This is a genomic window from Chryseobacterium koreense CCUG 49689 (assembly GCF_001045435.1).
GTDB lineage: Bacteria > Bacteroidota > Bacteroidia > Flavobacteriales > Weeksellaceae > Kaistella > Kaistella koreensis.
On the sequence record NZ_LFNG01000004.1, the window covers coordinates 1 to 15,876 of the forward strand.

The following is a 15,876-nucleotide window of genomic DNA, read 5'->3' on the forward strand; positions in this document are numbered from 1 at the left end:
GTAATGAATATGATTTGAGGCATGTTTTGTTTCTAACAAAAAAAACTTCTCCATTTCTGAAGAAGTTTCTATGATATTTGTCGTTTACTATTGTAATTAGAAAATACCCGGTCATACAATATTGGAGTCACCATCTGGCTTTTGTCAAGATATACAAGCAAACTGTCCATTGATTGCGTATATGTTTTTGTCTGCGACACAACAAATACTACCGAAAAATTACAGAAAATAATCTGTAGGAGTCGTGTGTAAAATTTTTTCATGATTTTAATGGTTTAGGGTGGTGTAATTAATGTCAAATCTACCTTCTTTAATTTCGATAATTTCTCCGGTGTTACTATTCTTTAATGATGAAGAAAATTGACCGGAATAAATACCTAATAAATAATCAAATCGGGTTATTTTTACTATACCGGAATTGTTAGAAGAAGTAAAATAATTACCACTTCCATCCTTATATGCTATCGTGTTTGATGAATTTAATTGATATTCTCCTATGCCTTGAGATAAATTCTCTAAATTAATTGATAATGAATTTTTAGTGGAATGGTTAGTTATCAATAAATCCCATGTGTCATTGCCTACTGGCGGAAAATTGAAATTTGGCCCAACACTCGAGAGTAGTCCGTAGAGCGGTTGCCCCCCAATACTTTGACTGCCATTCTTTGGAATTAAAACTTTTCCGTTTACCAGGCAACCGGCGGTGTTTGCCCCCGAAGTGGTTGCAGCCGGTAATACATCTTGCGGCGTAGCATCATTGGAAGAATTTCTACCACATGAGAGCACGACAAAAAGAAAGAGTAAAAGAAAGACTGTTTTCATAAGATTTTATAATTTGTGGTTGTTGAAAATTTACAATATTCTTCATACAATGGTTATTATGTGAAGCATGTTTTTTTCAATAACAAAAAACTTCTCCATTTCTGAAGAAGTTTTTATGATATTTGTCGCTGTTTCTTACGCCGGAATTTCTCCTTTGAATAAGAACGAAACAATTTCCTTGTTTACTTTTTCCACCATTTCGCTGAAAAGGTAGTAGGATTCCTGTTTGTAAATCACAAGCGGATCTTTCTGCTCATAAACCGCACCTTGTGAAGAACGTCTCAAATCATCCATTTCTCTCAAGTGAAGTTTCCAGTTTTCATCGATGATGGCGAGTGAAATGTTCTTTTCGAAGTCGTTTACCAATGAGTCACAATGTGTTTCGTAAGCTTCTTTCAAATCCGTTACAATGGTCATGGTTTTAATTCCATCTGTAAACGGAACCTGGATCATCTTAAACATCGAACCTTGGTTTTGATAAACGTTTTCAATGATTGGGAACGATTTTTCTTTCAACAGATTTAGCTTCATCTGGTAATCTTCGGAAGCCGCTTTGAACACGATATTCGTCAATTCTTGAACCTGTTTGGTCTTGAAGTCATTTTCAGAAACTGGTGCTTCCATGGTGAAATTTTTGATGATTTCATATTCGAAATCTTTGTAATCACCTTCTATTTTCGTTTTGGTAACGATGGATTGCGCCACATCAAAAATCATGTTGGAAATATCATATTTCAAGTGGTCGCCGAACAATGCGTTTTTTCTTCGTTTGTAGATCACGTCACGCTGTTTGTTCATCACGTCGTCATATTCCAACAATCTTTTTCGGATACCAAAGTTGTTTTCTTCTACTTTTTTCTGTGCTCTTTCAATGGACTTGGAAATCATGGAATGTTGAATCACTTCACCTTCTTTATGGCCCATTCTGTCCATCATTTTCGCGATTCTTTCTGAACCGAAAAGTCGCATCAAGTTATCCTCCAAAGAAACATAGAATTGTGAACTTCCCGGATCTCCCTGTCTTCCGGCACGACCTCTCAACTGTCTGTCAACACGTCTGGAATCGTGTCTTTCAGTTCCGATGATTGCCAAACCGCCGTTCTTCTTAACGTCACCCTGCAATTTGATGTCGGTACCACGACCTGCCATATTCGTTGCTATGGTAACCACTCCGGGTCCTCCTGCTAAAGCAACAATTTCAGCTTCTTTTGCGTGGAGTTTCGCATTCAGTACATTGTGTTGGATTTTTCTTAATTGAAGCGCTCTGGACAATAATTGGGAGATTTCTACCGAAGTTGTTCCCACCAGAACAGGTCTTCCCTGTGCAGTGAGTCTTTCGATTTCTTCGATGACCGCGTTGTATTTTTCACGGTTGGTTTTGTAAACCAAATCTTGTCTGTCATCTCGCTGAATTGGTCGGTTGGTTGGAATTACTACCACGTCAAGTTTGTAGATTTCCCAAAGCTCACCGGCTTCTGTTTCCGCAGTACCGGTCATTCCCGCCAATTTGTTATACATACGGAAGTAATTCTGAAGCGTAATGGTAGCAAAAGTTTGTGTTGCTGCTTCGATTTTCACGTTTTCTTTCGCTTCAATCGCTTGGTGAAGTCCATCGGAATAACGTCTTCCTTCCATGATCCGTCCGGTTTGTTCGTCCACGATTTTCACTTCGCCATCAATCACCACGTATTCATCATCTTTTTCAAATAAAGTGTAGGCTTTCAATAATTGGTTTAAAGTGTGAACCCTTTCAGATTTTACCGCGAAATCACCAAACAATTTCTCTTTGGCTTCAAATTCTTCTTCCTTGCTGAGGCCTTTAGATTCCAGTTCTGCAATTTCGGTAGCGATATCTTGAAGGACGAAGAAATCTTTGTCCTCATTTCCTGCGGACATATATTCAACACCTTTGTCGGTCAAATCGATTTGGTTGTTTTTCTCATCGATGACGAAGTAAAGGTCTTTGTCAACAATCGGCATATCACGGTTGTTGTCCTGCATGTATTGTCCTTCCACTTTTTGAAGAAGTGCTTTGTTTCCACTTTCTGAAAGGAATTTAATCAGCTGTCGGTTTTTCGGCAAACCTCTGTAAGCCTGCAAAAGTTTGAATCCACCTTCTTTGGTATTTCCGGCAGCGATCAATTTTTTGGCTTCGTTGAAGATGTGGGAAACGGTTTTTTTCTGAACTTCCACGATTCGGTCTACCGATGGTTTCAAAGTATCAAATTCCTGCCGGTCTCCCTGCGGAACGGGTCCGGAAATAATCAACGGCGTTCTGGCATCATCTACCAAAACGGAATCCACCTCATCCACGATGGCGAAATTTAATTCTCCCTGAACCAATTCGTCTGGTGAAGTCACCATGTTGTCTCTCAAATAATCGAAACCGAATTCGTTATTGGTACCGTAAGTAATATCGGATTGATATGCTTTTCGCCTTGCATCAGAATTCGGCTGGTGATTGTCAATACAATCGATGGACAAACCGTGGAACTGATAAATTGGGCCCATCCAGGCGCAGTCACGTTTTGCCAAATAATCGTTTACGGTAACCACGTGAACTCCTCTCCCAGGAAGTGCATTCAAATAAATAGGCAGGGTTCCTACCAAGGTTTTACCTTCGCCGGTCGCCATTTCCGCAATTTTACCGCTGTGTAAAACGACTCCACCAATGAACTGAACATCATAATGGACCATGTCCCAAGTCACTGCAGTTCCTGCCGCATCCCATTTATTTTTCCAGATTGCGGTTTCTCCCTGCACTTCAACGAAATCTTTAGTTGAAGCAAGTTCTTTATCCATTTCGGTAGCGGTTACTTTGATTTCACCGTTTACTGCAAGCCTTTTTGCGGTTTCTTTGACGAGTGCAAATGCTTCCGGAAGAATATCATTCAGCACTTTTTCCTCGATTTCGTAAGAATCTTTCTTTAAACTTTCAATTTTTGCGAAGAGCGCTTCTTTTTCGTCCACATTGCTGGATTTTTTGATTTGCTCTTTCAGATCGTTGATTTGCGAACTGATATTAGCGGTTGCCGCTTTAATTTTTTCTTTGAATTCGGTAGTTTTCGCCCTTAAACCATCATCAGTAAGTTCCTGGATTTTTGGTTCTGCGGCTTTTATTTTTGTTAAAACTTTTTTTACTTCCTTAAGGTCGGCGGCATTTTTGTCACCTAGGAAACCTCTCAGAACTTTGTCTAATAAACCCATATTTGCTTTTGGCTTTTAGCGTTTGGCTAATCGCATTGTTTGTTATATAAAAATGGCTAAAGGCAAGTCGCCAGAAGCCATATGCTAATTAATATTCGTCTTCGTTCCAGAGGAAATCCTCGTCGGTTGGATAGTCGCTCCAGACCTCTTCAATTGATTCGTAGATTTCACCTTCGTCTTCGATTGCCTGCAGGTTTTCAACCACCTCCATCGGTGCACCCGTTCTGATTGCGTAATCAATAAGTTCTGCCTTTGTCATTGGCCAAGGTGCGTCACTTAGATAAGATGCTAATTCTAATGTCCAGTACATAAATTAAATTTTTGCAAAAGTAAAAAATTAGGTGAGAAATCAAAGCGTTTCACCGCTGATTTTTAGCGTTTTGCTGATTTCTCCCGGCAAATTGCCTGATTGTTTGAAAATAATTGCAAATTACCATTTGCTAATCGGCATTTCTCAAAAACCATTCCACAAATTTTTTTGTGCCATTTTGGAATTTTGTGCTCGGGTTGTAGCCCAATAAAGTTTTGGCTTTTGTAATGTCTGCATTGGTTTTTGGCACATCTCCGGGCTGGACCGGCAGGATTTTTTTTGCAGATTTTTTTTCCAAATGACTTTCCAGGATAGAAACCATCTCTTCCAGCTCAATTACTTCATTTTCGCCAAGGTTCACAATTTCATAAACATCGTCATGGGTTTCCAGGTAATGGATCGATTTCATGATTCCATCAATGATATCGTCGATATAAGTGTAATCTCTGGAAGTAGAACCATCGCCGTAGAAAGGGATTTTCTTATTTTCAAAAATCAGTTTGGTAAATTTATGGATCGCTAAATCAGGTCTTTGTCTCGGTCCGTAAACCGTAAAAAACCTTAACTGAATGATGTCTATTTTGTAAAGATGATGATAGACGTGACCTAAAATTTCCACACATTTTTTGGTAGCGGCATATGGTGAAATAGGGTGGTCCACTGAATCGGTTTCTGCAAAAGGAATGGTTTTTCTTTCGCCATAAACGCTTGAACTAGAGGCGCAAATAAATTTATTAATCTTAAATTCCCTGCATAGTTCCCACAAATTCATTGTTCCTTTCACGTTCACTTCCTCATATTCGAGCGGTCTTTCAATGGAAGGGCGCACTCCGGCCAACGCCGCCAAATGGATGACCTGGTCTATTTTATGTTTTTGAAAGATTTTCTCTAAACCATTTTTATCTCTAATGTCTTGATAATAAAGTTGATATTTTTTGCGTGAAGTTTCGAAAATCAGCTTCTGGATGTCATGGCTTTTATTTGAAAATTTAAATTCTTGACCAATACCCACTGATTCCAAGGTGTTTTTCACTTTGATTTTGTAGTCATAGAAATCATCAAAATTGTCAATATTAATGACAGAATGTCCGTTTTTCAGAAGATGCTCTACGAGGTGCGAACCGATAAATCCGCTTCCGCCGGTGACGAGGTAATGCATGGTGTATGGGTTGTGGATTTTATTTGTCTGAGTAATGGCCTAAAATGGAAAGAACCAAAACAATGACTCCGTTTCTTTAATTAGATAATCAAGTTGATCTTTCGATTTGTTATTCTGCTCATCCTGATGAATAGCGTTATTTCAAATTCGGATCTACCTTTTCGCTTACACTCACATTATACTTTCCGATATTTTATTCTAAACAAATGTTTCGAACTTCTTCTTAAAATATTCAGGATTAGTTTGTTTTCTTCTATTTCCCTCAATAATTTTAAAATTTAAGGATTCGGAATCTACTTACATCCCAACTTTGAAACCCCTCAGTATCCTTTTGTAAGTGAAACGTCGCATTTCTTTTTGTAATGTTTCCATCACATTTATTTTATACAAAAATACAAATTAAAACTTCAAATTTTATTCCTTAAATTTACTCAAAATTCTCACATGCACTTTCACGGACAAATCCTAAAAATGACCACCCAAAACGGGAAACCCATCCAATATTTTCTTAATCTTTCAAACGACTTAATCAGCATGAATCAGTTGATTGGAAGGAAAATTAAAATAAAACACGTTGGTTATCAATGTGTAAACTGCGGTAGAGACGAAAAAATCTTCAGAATGGGTTTTTGTAAAAAATGTTTTTTTGAAAGTCCATATGCAAGCGATACCATTATTCGCCCGGAACTTTCCACGGCACATCTCGGAATTGAGGAAAGGGATTTGGAAGTGGAAAAGGAAATCCAGCTTCAGCCACACGTGGTTTACCTCGCCTACACCGGAGATGTAAAAGTGGGGGTGACGCGGGAATCCCAGATTCCAACCCGTTGGATTGATCAGGGCGCCACCTTTGCATTGCCGATTGCAAGAACCCAAAACCGATATGAAGCGGGAATGATTGAAGTCGCGCTGAAAGAACATCTTCCCGACAAAACCAACTGGCGAAAAATGTTGGAGGATGATTTTGAGGATGAATTGGATTTGGCGGATTTTCGGGAGAAGGTCGCCCAATATTTTCCGGAGGGTTTCAAAAATTTCTATTCTGAGCAAGGTGAAATCATGAAATTTGATTATCCCTATGAAAAACCTGAAAAAATCAGCGCATTCACCCTGGACAAAAACCCCGAATTCGAGGCGGTATTAAATGGAATTAAAGGTCAATATCTTTCCTTCGATGGCGGAAACTTCATGAACGTGAGAAACCACGAAGGTTATGTAATTGAACTGGAGGTGTAAACAGAGCTAGTCGATATTATACTCCTCCTTTTCCTCAAAAGGGATTTGACGCAGGAAATTTCCAAATTCCGGACCTTCGTAATTGCTTTCCGAACCATAGGAATCGAGGATTGTTGCTTTGATGCCGTCTTTATCCTCTAAAATATAAAGAACCGCATTGTCATCGGCGCTGCTCATGCCTTCGAAACGGTAAGATTTCACGATGCAAAGATCATTTGGCGAGCTATATATTTTTTCATTTTCGCCCAGAACCATTTGGTGGCGGTCATTCATCCGGATTTCTTTGGTAATTCCTCTATTGCGCAAAGTATTGTAAACCTCGGAAAGTGGTTTTAAGTGATGATTATTTTCCATGATATTTTTGATTTTGGTGCAAGTAAAATTACGAAAATATGAACTTGAAAAAGAATAAAACGATCATTAAATAAAAAAATGAGCCACGGTATAGATCAGCAAACCGACCAATCCGCCCACTAAAGTGCCGTTGACACGGATGAATTGCAGGTCTTTTCCCACTTCCAGTTCCAGTTTTTCAGAGAGTTCTTTTCCCTGCCAGTTTCCAATCGTGTTGCTGATTAATTCGCCAAACTGATGGGTGTTTTTCAGGATATATTTGTAAGCCGTGACACGGATCCAGTGGTCTATTTTCTGCTGAAGATCTTCGTCAGATTTCAGGCTTTGTGAAAGTTCGGCCAAATTTTTCTTGACGTAATTTTTCAGCGCCGAGTCTTCTTCAGCCAACTCATTTGAGAGCGTTTTCTTAATCGATTGCCAAATGTCTTTCGAATATTGTTGCAGTTTTTCCTCTTTCAGAAAATCATTTTTAATGCCTTGGAATTCATTTTCCCATTTTTGCTCAGTTTGAACTTCTTGAGCAAAAGCATACAATTTTTTTGTGATTTCGGCCCTTAATTGGTGATTTTCATCGTTTTCGACCTCGTCAAAATATTTCGTGAGACCGGAAGTTATTTTCTCTGCAATGGCATCATCCACAAATTTTGGAACCAAAAAATAACTTTCTTTTTTCACTCTTTCCTGCACCATTTCGCGGTTTTGGATCACATAATCCTTTATTTGTTTGGAGAGATTGGTGATTAACCGCTGATGGTCGTTCTTGATTAAGACATATTCTATTCCATTCCCAACAATTTTATTGATTTTCAGATCATTGGACATCTCTTTTGCTTTTTTACCAATGAAATTCACAACCGCTGAATCATCAAGTTTGGCTAAAATATCCAAAACCACATTTGAAAGTTCACGAACCAGATTTTGCTGGTTCCTCTCCTTTGAAAGCCATTCGCCAACGAAACCCGAAACCTTTAATTTTAAGATATATGGACGAATATTTTGTGGTGAAAGAAAATTGTTCACCACGAAACTTCCCAGGTTGTCACCGATTCTTTCTTTGCTGTTCTCGATGAGGTTGGTGTGCGGAATTTTCAGTCCCAGCGGATAATTAAAAAGTGCGGTCACTGCAAACCAATCCGCCAAAGCTCCGACCATGGCCGCTTCTGAAAAAGCACGAATATAGCCGATCCAATGCGAATCATTTGTTTTCTGAAGTATGGTGGTAATGATGAAGATCACCGCCATCAGAAGAAAAAGTCCGGTGGCGAATGCCTTGAATTTGCGGAGCGAAATGCGTTTCTGTTGATCGTTCATTTAATTCAAATTTAGTAAATTTGGGGGTAATGAAATTTTTAGTTTCTATAATGCTACTTTTTTGTTTGCAAGCTTGTTCGCAAACACAGCAACCTATTAAATCAACTTCAATGGAAAATTCTACCGCAAAAACCAATCCATATTACTCAAGAACAGATAGAACTTTGCTCACCGTGTCAAATGACGAGTGGAAAAAAATCCTTTCACCCGATCTGTATGCCGTTTCCAGAGAGGCGGCTACCGAAAGACCGCACACCGGAAAATACAACCAGTTTGACGAGAAAGGGGAATACTACTGCGCGGTTTGCGGAAATCACCTTTTCCGCTCGGATGCCAAATTCTCATCAACCTGCGGATGGCCGAGCTTTTTCGAGGCTGATAAAGAGGGCGTGATCTATAAACGCGACACCTCCCATGGAATGGAGCGGATCGAGGTGCTGTGCAAAAGATGCGCATCACACCTCGGACACGTCTTCAATGACGGTCCAGAACCAACCGGAGTGCGGTTTTGCATGAATTCTATTAGTTTAGATTTTGTGGGAGATTCTGAGAAAAAATAATTTTGCTTAGAGAATCTGCCGCAATTCTTCCAGTTTTTTGATGACCAAAATATCTTCGCCGGAAAAATTATCGCTGAATACATCAAAGAAAACCACTTTCAGTCCGAAAGATTTTGCACCTTCCACATCGGCAATCCAATCGTCGCCGATCATCATGGATTCCTCTTTTTGAGCGCCGGATTTTTTTAGGGCGTATTCGTAGATTTCGGGTTGTGGTTTCCGGATGTTGATTTCATCAGCAGAAGTGATGGTTTCAAAATAGTTTTTGATTCCCGAAAGTTCACATTTTCGGTAGGTGACTTCTTTGAAACCATTGGAGAGGATATGGAGCTGATATTTTTTTGCAGATAAGTATTCCAGAATTTCAAACGCGCCTTCGACCAGATCGTTATATTTCAGAATGGTATCTAGAAAATTGTTTTCAAAGGTCTGTGCAAGCTCGAAATCATCAATCCCAAAAAACAGGAAAGAATCATAAAAACGGTGTTTTCTCAGGTATTCCTTGTCTATTTCGCCATCTCGGATTTGTTCCCAAAGTCTTTCGTTGATCGTGAAATATTCCCGATGGAAGTCCTCGAAATCTAGGTTGTGATTTTCTTTAACCCGTTCTGCCCGGTAAATTTCTTTTAAAGTGTGGTACGCATTTTTGCGGTGATCCCATAAGGTGTTGTCGAGGTCAAAAAATATGTGCTGAATTTTCATACAGCACAAATTTAGATAATTTAAGATTAGTTCTTGGAAACAATGTGGATTTTACTTTTGGTTTTCACCACTTCGATGTTTCGTGAATAACTTAGTAAAAAGTCAATGGTTTGCTTTTTTGGTTTCAAAAGTTTTTCATTTAAAATGTCAAATTTTTTCATAGGCAGTCCTAATTTGACTTAAAAACGAAAGTATTTTGAAAATATTATTTATCGGGTTAAAATAATGTTGTGCTCATCCATGATTTTTCTCAGGTTAATTAGCGCGTACCGAACTCTACCGAGCGTGGTATTGATGCTGGTGTCTGTGTGGTCGGCAATTTCTTTGAAACTCAAACCGTCAAAGAAGCGGAGTTTGATGACTTCCTGTTGGTTTTCTGGTAAAAATTTCAACATTCTCATCAAATCATCCTTGATCTGCCTGCTGACGAGCTGTTCCTCAATGTTTTCATCCTGTGAGGAAATGAGGTCGAAAATCGAGAATTCATCATTATCATAAGAAGATTCGGAGACTTTGTTGTGTTTGGTCTTCAATCTGTAATGGTCAATAATCAGGTTATGTGCAATTCTTTTTGCCCAAAGTATGAATTTTCCTTCCTCATTGTAACGCCCTTCTTTTAGCGTGACAATGATTTTCATGAAAGTATCCTGGAAAATGTCATTGGCAAGGTCCTCATCCATTACTTTATAGTAGATGAATGTAAAAAGGTCGCTTTGATGCCGCTCAATTAAGATGGCAAGTGCTTTTTCGTCGCCGTTCTTGAAGTTTGTAATCAGCCAACTATCGGTTTTTGTGTTCATAGCTCTTTTCTCTATTTTTAAGTCCACGAAATCTAGTACCAAATTTTTTTGGGCCCGTCTTTCGGTCATTTTAGAAATAGGTAGATTTATGTAATCGATAGGTGTTGTTTTGTTGAGTGGGCTAAATTAATAAAAAAGTTAATACTTTGTTAATATAATATCAAAAAATTAAAAAATTCTTTTTATTTTAACATATCGTTCAAAAAGGGAATCGGCAGATTGACGGTGAAATTCAAATTTAATCCATTCAGTTTTTTGCCGTTGATTCCTTTCTGGTCAAGCGAAAAAGCGTAACCTCCCGTTAAATCTATAATTCCAAACAGCGTGAAGCCGACTTTGGGAGCGATAAATTTGGTGGTCACTTCGGCACCCGCCAAAAAATACCAGGAATGGTAGAAATCCACATTTCGCTCGAAATTCAGCAATACATCTCCCTGCACTTTCGGTATGACCGCAAATTTGGAGTCCACCGATCCCACTAACGCGGATGCTCCGATTCGGTAAACCATATCATCATTATTCAGAAAAAGTAATTTAGCCCCCACTTCGCCGAAACTCTGGTTTTGGTATTCATAACCTACCGTCACCATTTTATGCATCGTCATTTGAGCCTTCAAGCCAATTCCCGAATACCATAAGAATATGAAAAAAATCAAGGATTTTCTGTTCATTGTTAATGAAAAATTTCTGGTCTTAAAGTTAAATAAAAACTGCTTAATCATTTCTGAAAAAGCAGTTCAATTTTTTATGTGGTGGGATTAGATTCCGAATTCTTTCTTGATCTCGTCCACTTTATCCAGTTTTTCCCAGGTGAAGAATTCCAAATCCTTAATGGTTTTTTCTTCTCCGTTTGCTGCCCTGAATGTTTTATCGGCAACATAATAATCTCTTCCCATGTGTCCATAAGAAGCGGTTTCCTGATAAATCGGATTTCTAAGCTTCAGGTTTTTCTCTATTGCATAAGGTCGCAGATCGAAAATTTTCTGCACTTTTTTGGCAATTTCTCCATCGGTCAGGTTCACTTTGGCAGTCCCGTAAGTATTGATATAAAGTCCGCATGGTTCAGCAACACCAATCGCGTAAGAAACCTGAACTAAAATTTCATCTGCAACTCCTGCTGCAACAAGGTTTTTTGCGATATGGCGCACTGCATAAGCTGCACTTCTATCCACCTTTGAAGGATCTTTTCCGGAGAACGCTCCACCTCCGTGAGCTCCTTTTCCACCGTAGGTATCCACGATAATTTTTCTTCCGGTCAATCCGGTGTCCCCGTGTGGGCCTCCAATCACGAACTTTCCGGTAGGATTTACGTGGTATTTGATTTGGTCGTTGAAAAGGTCTTGAATTTCTCTTTTCTGCTTCGCCTTTACTTTCGGGATTAAGATTTCTATAATGTCCTTTCTGATTTTGGCCAGCATTGCCTCTTCACTTCCGAAATCGTCATGCTGCGTAGAAACCACTATGGAATCTATTCTAATTGGTTTGTGGTCATCTGAATATTCGATCGTTACCTGGGATTTTGCATCCGGACGAAGATAGTTGATGGCTCCGTTTTCTTTTCTCAGCTCAGAGAGTTCTTTCAGAATGGCGTGAGCCAAATCCAAAGCAAGTGGCATGTAGTTTTCAGTTTCATTGGTGGCATAACCGAACATCATTCCCTGATCTCCCGCTCCTTGGCTGTTTGCTCTGGTTTCGAAGTCTGCATCTTCTCCCACGCGGTCAACTCCCTGGTTGATATCCGGTGATTGTTCGTGGATTGCAGAAATCACGCCACATGAATCCCCGTTGAACATATATTCGCCTTTGGTGTAGCCAATTCCGTTGATTACTCTTCTTGCAATATCCTGTACATCAAGGTAAGCGTTGGATTTCACTTCACCGGCCAAAACAACTTGCCCGGTGGTTACCAAAGTTTCGCAAGCCACTTTGGAATTCGGGTCGAATGCTAAAAAATTATCGATAAGCGCATCTGAAATTTGATCCGCAACTTTGTCTGGATGTCCTTCTGAAACGGATTCAGAAGTAAATAGATAAGACATATTTCTTTTGTTTTAAGTTAAAATTTTTAAGAAAAACCGGGGAGATTACAAAAGAAACTAAAAGAGAGAAAATCTGTTTTAGCATTTTTTTGTGAGGTTGCAATCAGCTCAAATTTTTCCTCGTAAATGATTCGGGTGCAAATTTATATACAATTTCCTGAACCACAAAATAATTGTGGTCAATAAAAATCATTGTGGTTTGACCGCCACATAATCTTCTGGATTTTTTGAAAAATTCAGTTTCATTTTCATGGAATCAGAAATAAAGGCGATCAGTTCATCCAGGATTTTCTGTTTATAGGTAGGTTTGTAGTAAATAAGGGAGATTTCACGGTATGGAAACGGTGCCCGGAATCTTTTCACTTTGTGTTTTTGCTCATCGGAGAGCTGATTTACCGCTAGTTCCGGCAAAATACTGATGCCGCCCACTCTATCAACCATCTGAACTAAAGTCGAAATATTAGAGGCGAGATATTCCAAATTTTTCGGTTTCATGGAGTTTTCCTTCAGCTCGCAAATGTTTTCAAACTGAGTTCTGAGGCAATTTCCTTCTTCCAGCAGCCAAACCTTCTGCACGTCAACTTCTTCCGGTACCACAAAAGTGTCGTCTTTTCCTTTTGATGCGTTTTCAGTGGTATACAGCATCAATTCTTCGTTGAAAAGGAAATCTTGATAAAATTCATTTGCCGCAGTGTATGGCGTCGAGATAATTCCCGCATCAAGTTCGCCAGATTTCAGTGCCTTGATAATGTTATCTGTCGTCATCTCCTTAACGTTGAATTCAATCTTAGCATGTTCCTTCAAAAAATCGAATATTTCAGAAGGTAAAATAAAAGCGGCCACAGTGGGAATAATTCCAAGATTAAGTTTTCCTGCCAAGACATTGTTCAGTAAATCTGCCTTGTTTTTCAGCTCATTTATAGCGTCTATTACCCTTTTTGCTTCTGCAACGATTTGGGTTCCCACATCAGTAGTTCGGATCGGATGCGTGGTCCGGTCAAAAATCTTCACATCTAATTCATCTTCAAACTTTTGAATCATCGCGCTTAATGTGGGCTGCGTAATGAAACATGCTTGAGCCGCATTTCCGAAGTGTTTGTATTTATCAACCGCGATCAGGTACTCCAATTGCTGAATATTCATATCATGAATTTTGTCTATGACAAAGGTAACTACTATTTGCGGGATTTCCATTATTTTTAAATAAATTTGGAGTTCATAAATTCATCATAATGGAAGGTAAAAAACTCACCACTTCGGCTGGAAATCCGTATCGAAATCATCAGGATTCCCAAACGGTCGGTCCGCGTGGTCCGGTTCTGTTGCAGGATTTTGTGCTGCAGGAAAATCTGGCCCATTTTGTTCGGGAAAGGATACCGGAAAGAATCGTGCATGCAAAAGGAACAGGAGCATATGGCAAGTTCACGGTGACCCATTATATTTCAAATTATACACAAGCAAAGATTTTTTCAAATATTGGAAACTCCTGCAAAATATTTATCCGTTTTTCCACGGTGGGTGGAGAAAAGGGAAGTGCCGACACTGAAAGAGATCCCAGAGGTTTTGCGGTAAAATTCTATACCGAAGACGGAAACTGGGATTTGGTGGGAAATAATACACCCGTTTTTTTCATCAAGGACGCTAAGAAATTTCCAGATTTTATCCACACCCAGAAACGTCTGCCGAAAACCAACTTGAAAAGTGCGACCGCAATGTGGGACTTTTGGAGCTTAAATCCTGAATCACTGCACCAGGTCCTGATTCTGATGTCGGATCGTGGAACTCCTTTTGGATACCGCTTCATGCATGGTTTCGGGTCGCATACCTTTTCAATGATTAATGCTAAAAATGAACGTGTTTGGGTGAAATTCCACATGAAATCAAAACAGGGAATCAAAAATTTCACCCATGAAGGAGCCATCAGGATGAAAGGTGAAAATCCGGATTTCGGCCAGGAAGATTTAGTGAATGCGATTGAGAACGGTGACTTCCCTAAATGGACCATGTTCATCCAGGTCATGACCGAGGAGCAAGCCCAGGAATTCCGCTGGAATCCGTTTGATGTGACGAAAGTGTGGTTCCACGACGAGTTCCCTTTGATCGAAGTCGGCGAACTGGAATTGAATGAAATTCCTGTGAATTATTTCGCACATGTGGAACAAGCTACTTTTTCGCCTTCAAATTTAGTTCATGGCATCAGTTTTTCTCCAGACAAAATGCTGCAAGGGAGATTGTTTTCCTATCCTGATGCGCACCGCTACAGAGTGGGCGTGAACTCGCATTTGTTGGAAGTGAACCGCTGTCCTTACCAAACCCATAATTACCAAAGAGATGGTTTCATGGCGGATTCATCGCGTTATCAGGATGCTCCGAATTATTTCCCGAACAGTTTTGACGGAATTAAACAAGATGAATCGTACCAGGATTTTGAATATGATTTGGACAGTACCCGGGTCGCAAATTTTAACCGCAATGAAAATGATGATGACCATTTCACCCAACCCGGATTGCTTTATACAAAAGCAATGAGCCAGGAAGACCGCGAACATTTGGTCCATAATATCGTGCAGTCCATGCAGGGAATTTCGGGTCCGAAACGCGACGAAATTATCAATCGTCAACTGTGTCATTTTTTCCGGGCAAATATTGAGTTGGGAATGAAAATCGCCATGCAGCTGCAAGTGAACATTGACGCGAATATGATTAACCACGCGAAATCTTAAATCATAAAAAAGTCAAATTTCCTGATGAATTGGGATCTTTTTTGAGTCAAGTGAAAGCCAATCAAATGGAAAAATGAAGATTAAAGTCGCTGTCTGGGTTTTTGGGGGATCAAAATGTTTAACATGAATTTTGCCAATCCCTAAAGTTTCGGAGACCAATCCTATAAATAGTAGGGAAACATGATTTTGGGGAACATATCGACCATAAGACCATTCCAATCAATGATTGCAGCAACGATTTGCCGGATGGCGATAAAAATTTGACCCGCAAGGATAAGCAGATGGTGGTTACGGCCGATTTTTTTTTGCAAAATTGGTTTTTCTTTTCGGCATGATAATGATTTTATCGCTATTTTTGGGGCCTAACAAAAATAAGTTAATTTACACATGAAAGAACTAATCGAAAAAATCACTGCAGAATTTGAAAATTTCAAAACTGAAGCAGACGCTCAAGCAGAAAAAGGAAATAAAGCTGCAGGAACAAGAGCTAGAAAATCTACTTTGGCTTTGGAGAAAATGCTGAAGGAATTCAGAAAAACTTCACTAGAAGCTACCAAGTAATCAAACAAACCCTCCCGAAATTCCGAGAGGGTTTTTATTTTGTAAGAGAATAGGACTAAGGGAATAGATTTTCGATTTCTTTGCTAAAGTGT

16 protein-coding genes are annotated in these 15,876 nt (G+C 39.4%); 4 read left to right on the forward strand and 12 right to left on the reverse strand.

The genetic code is table 11. From position 1 onward, the window contains the following. Positions 1 to 267: 267 nt before the first annotated feature. The 4 genes from ACM44_RS02760 to ACM44_RS02775 all read right to left on the reverse strand — a co-directional run bounded on the left by ACM44_RS02760 (position 268) and on the right by ACM44_RS02775 (position 5,498). Positions 268 to 822: a DUF6252 family protein gene (locus ACM44_RS02760; protein ID WP_048498585.1), complete on the reverse strand. Its 555-nt coding sequence runs from the start codon at positions 820 to 822 to the stop codon at positions 268 to 270. 135 nt (positions 823 to 957) lie between these two features. Next, positions 958 to 4,029, reverse strand: coding sequence for a preprotein translocase subunit SecA (gene secA / locus ACM44_RS02765; RefSeq protein WP_048498586.1), 3,072 nt, complete (start codon positions 4,027 to 4,029; stop codon positions 958 to 960). Positions 4,030 to 4,117: 88 nt separating this feature from the next. Continuing rightward, positions 4,118 to 4,339 carry a DUF2795 domain-containing protein gene (locus ACM44_RS02770; RefSeq protein ID WP_002662059.1) on the reverse strand — a complete coding sequence of 74 codons (222 nt, stop codon included), beginning with the start codon at positions 4,337 to 4,339 and terminating at the stop codon, positions 4,118 to 4,120. A 130-nt stretch (positions 4,340 to 4,469) separates the two neighbouring features. Next, entirely contained in the window at positions 4,470 to 5,498 is a 1,029-nt protein-coding gene (locus ACM44_RS02775; protein WP_048498587.1) for a GDP-mannose 4,6-dehydratase, read from the reverse strand. A 444-nt stretch (positions 5,499 to 5,942) separates the two neighbouring features. Here ACM44_RS02775 and ACM44_RS02780 point away from each other — a divergent pair, with 444 nt between their 5' ends. Next, entirely contained in the window at positions 5,943 to 6,734 is a 792-nt protein-coding gene (locus tag ACM44_RS02780) for a DUF2797 domain-containing protein (RefSeq protein ID WP_048498588.1), read from the forward strand. Positions 6,735 to 6,740: 6 nt separating this feature from the next. Here the strand turns inward: ACM44_RS02780 and ACM44_RS02785 are convergent, their stop codons facing one another. Further along, positions 6,741 to 7,088 (reverse strand): hypothetical protein, encoded by a 348-nt coding sequence (locus ACM44_RS02785; protein WP_048498589.1) that lies wholly within the window; start codon positions 7,086 to 7,088, stop codon positions 6,741 to 6,743. A 66-nt stretch (positions 7,089 to 7,154) separates the two neighbouring features. Further along, on the reverse strand, positions 7,155 to 8,399 hold the full coding sequence (locus ACM44_RS02790; protein WP_048498590.1) for a DUF445 domain-containing protein: 1,245 nt from the start codon (positions 8,397 to 8,399) through the stop codon (positions 7,155 to 7,157). Between the two features lie 110 nt (positions 8,400 to 8,509). Here ACM44_RS02790 and msrB point away from each other — a divergent pair, with 110 nt between their 5' ends. Further along, positions 8,510 to 8,959 carry a peptide-methionine (R)-S-oxide reductase MsrB gene (gene msrB, locus ACM44_RS02795; RefSeq protein WP_407637843.1) on the forward strand — a complete coding sequence of 150 codons (450 nt, stop codon included), beginning with the start codon at positions 8,510 to 8,512 and terminating at the stop codon, positions 8,957 to 8,959. 6 nt (positions 8,960 to 8,965) lie between these two features. Here the strand turns inward: msrB and ACM44_RS02800 are convergent, their stop codons facing one another. The 6 genes from ACM44_RS02800 to ACM44_RS02820 form a co-directional block, all read right to left on the reverse strand. After that, the gene (locus ACM44_RS02800) at positions 8,966 to 9,661 is read right to left on the reverse strand and encodes a YjjG family noncanonical pyrimidine nucleotidase (RefSeq protein ID WP_048498592.1); all 696 of its coding nucleotides are present in this window, start codon (positions 9,659 to 9,661) and stop codon (positions 8,966 to 8,968) included. Between the two features lie 26 nt (positions 9,662 to 9,687). Continuing rightward, the gene (locus tag ACM44_RS15840; protein ID WP_262486469.1) at positions 9,688 to 9,822 is read right to left on the reverse strand and encodes a hypothetical protein; all 135 of its coding nucleotides are present in this window, start codon (positions 9,820 to 9,822) and stop codon (positions 9,688 to 9,690) included. A 48-nt stretch (positions 9,823 to 9,870) separates the two neighbouring features. After that, on the reverse strand, positions 9,871 to 10,461 hold the full coding sequence (locus ACM44_RS02805; protein WP_048498798.1) for an RNA polymerase sigma factor: 591 nt from the start codon (positions 10,459 to 10,461) through the stop codon (positions 9,871 to 9,873). A gap of 182 nt (positions 10,462 to 10,643) precedes the next feature. Further along, positions 10,644 to 11,132: a hypothetical protein gene (locus ACM44_RS02810; protein WP_048498593.1), complete on the reverse strand. Its 489-nt coding sequence runs from the start codon at positions 11,130 to 11,132 to the stop codon at positions 10,644 to 10,646. Positions 11,133 to 11,219: 87 nt separating this feature from the next. Then, positions 11,220 to 12,500 carry a methionine adenosyltransferase gene (metK, locus tag ACM44_RS02815; protein ID WP_048498594.1) on the reverse strand — a complete coding sequence of 427 codons (1,281 nt, stop codon included), beginning with the start codon at positions 12,498 to 12,500 and terminating at the stop codon, positions 11,220 to 11,222. 189 nt (positions 12,501 to 12,689) lie between these two features. Then, positions 12,690 to 13,643 (reverse strand): hydrogen peroxide-inducible genes activator, encoded by a 954-nt coding sequence (locus ACM44_RS02820; protein ID WP_048498595.1) that lies wholly within the window; start codon positions 13,641 to 13,643, stop codon positions 12,690 to 12,692. A gap of 89 nt (positions 13,644 to 13,732) precedes the next feature. On the opposite strand from ACM44_RS02820, the gene ACM44_RS02825 reads away from it, so the two are divergent. Continuing rightward, positions 13,733 to 15,223 (forward strand): catalase, encoded by a 1,491-nt coding sequence (locus ACM44_RS02825; RefSeq protein WP_048498596.1) that lies wholly within the window; start codon positions 13,733 to 13,735, stop codon positions 15,221 to 15,223. A 387-nt stretch (positions 15,224 to 15,610) separates the two neighbouring features. Next, complete coding sequence (locus tag ACM44_RS02830) at positions 15,611 to 15,784, forward strand: histone H1 (RefSeq protein ID WP_048498597.1); 174 nt, start codon at positions 15,611 to 15,613, stop codon at positions 15,782 to 15,784. The last annotated feature ends 92 nt before the right edge of the window (positions 15,785 to 15,876 follow it).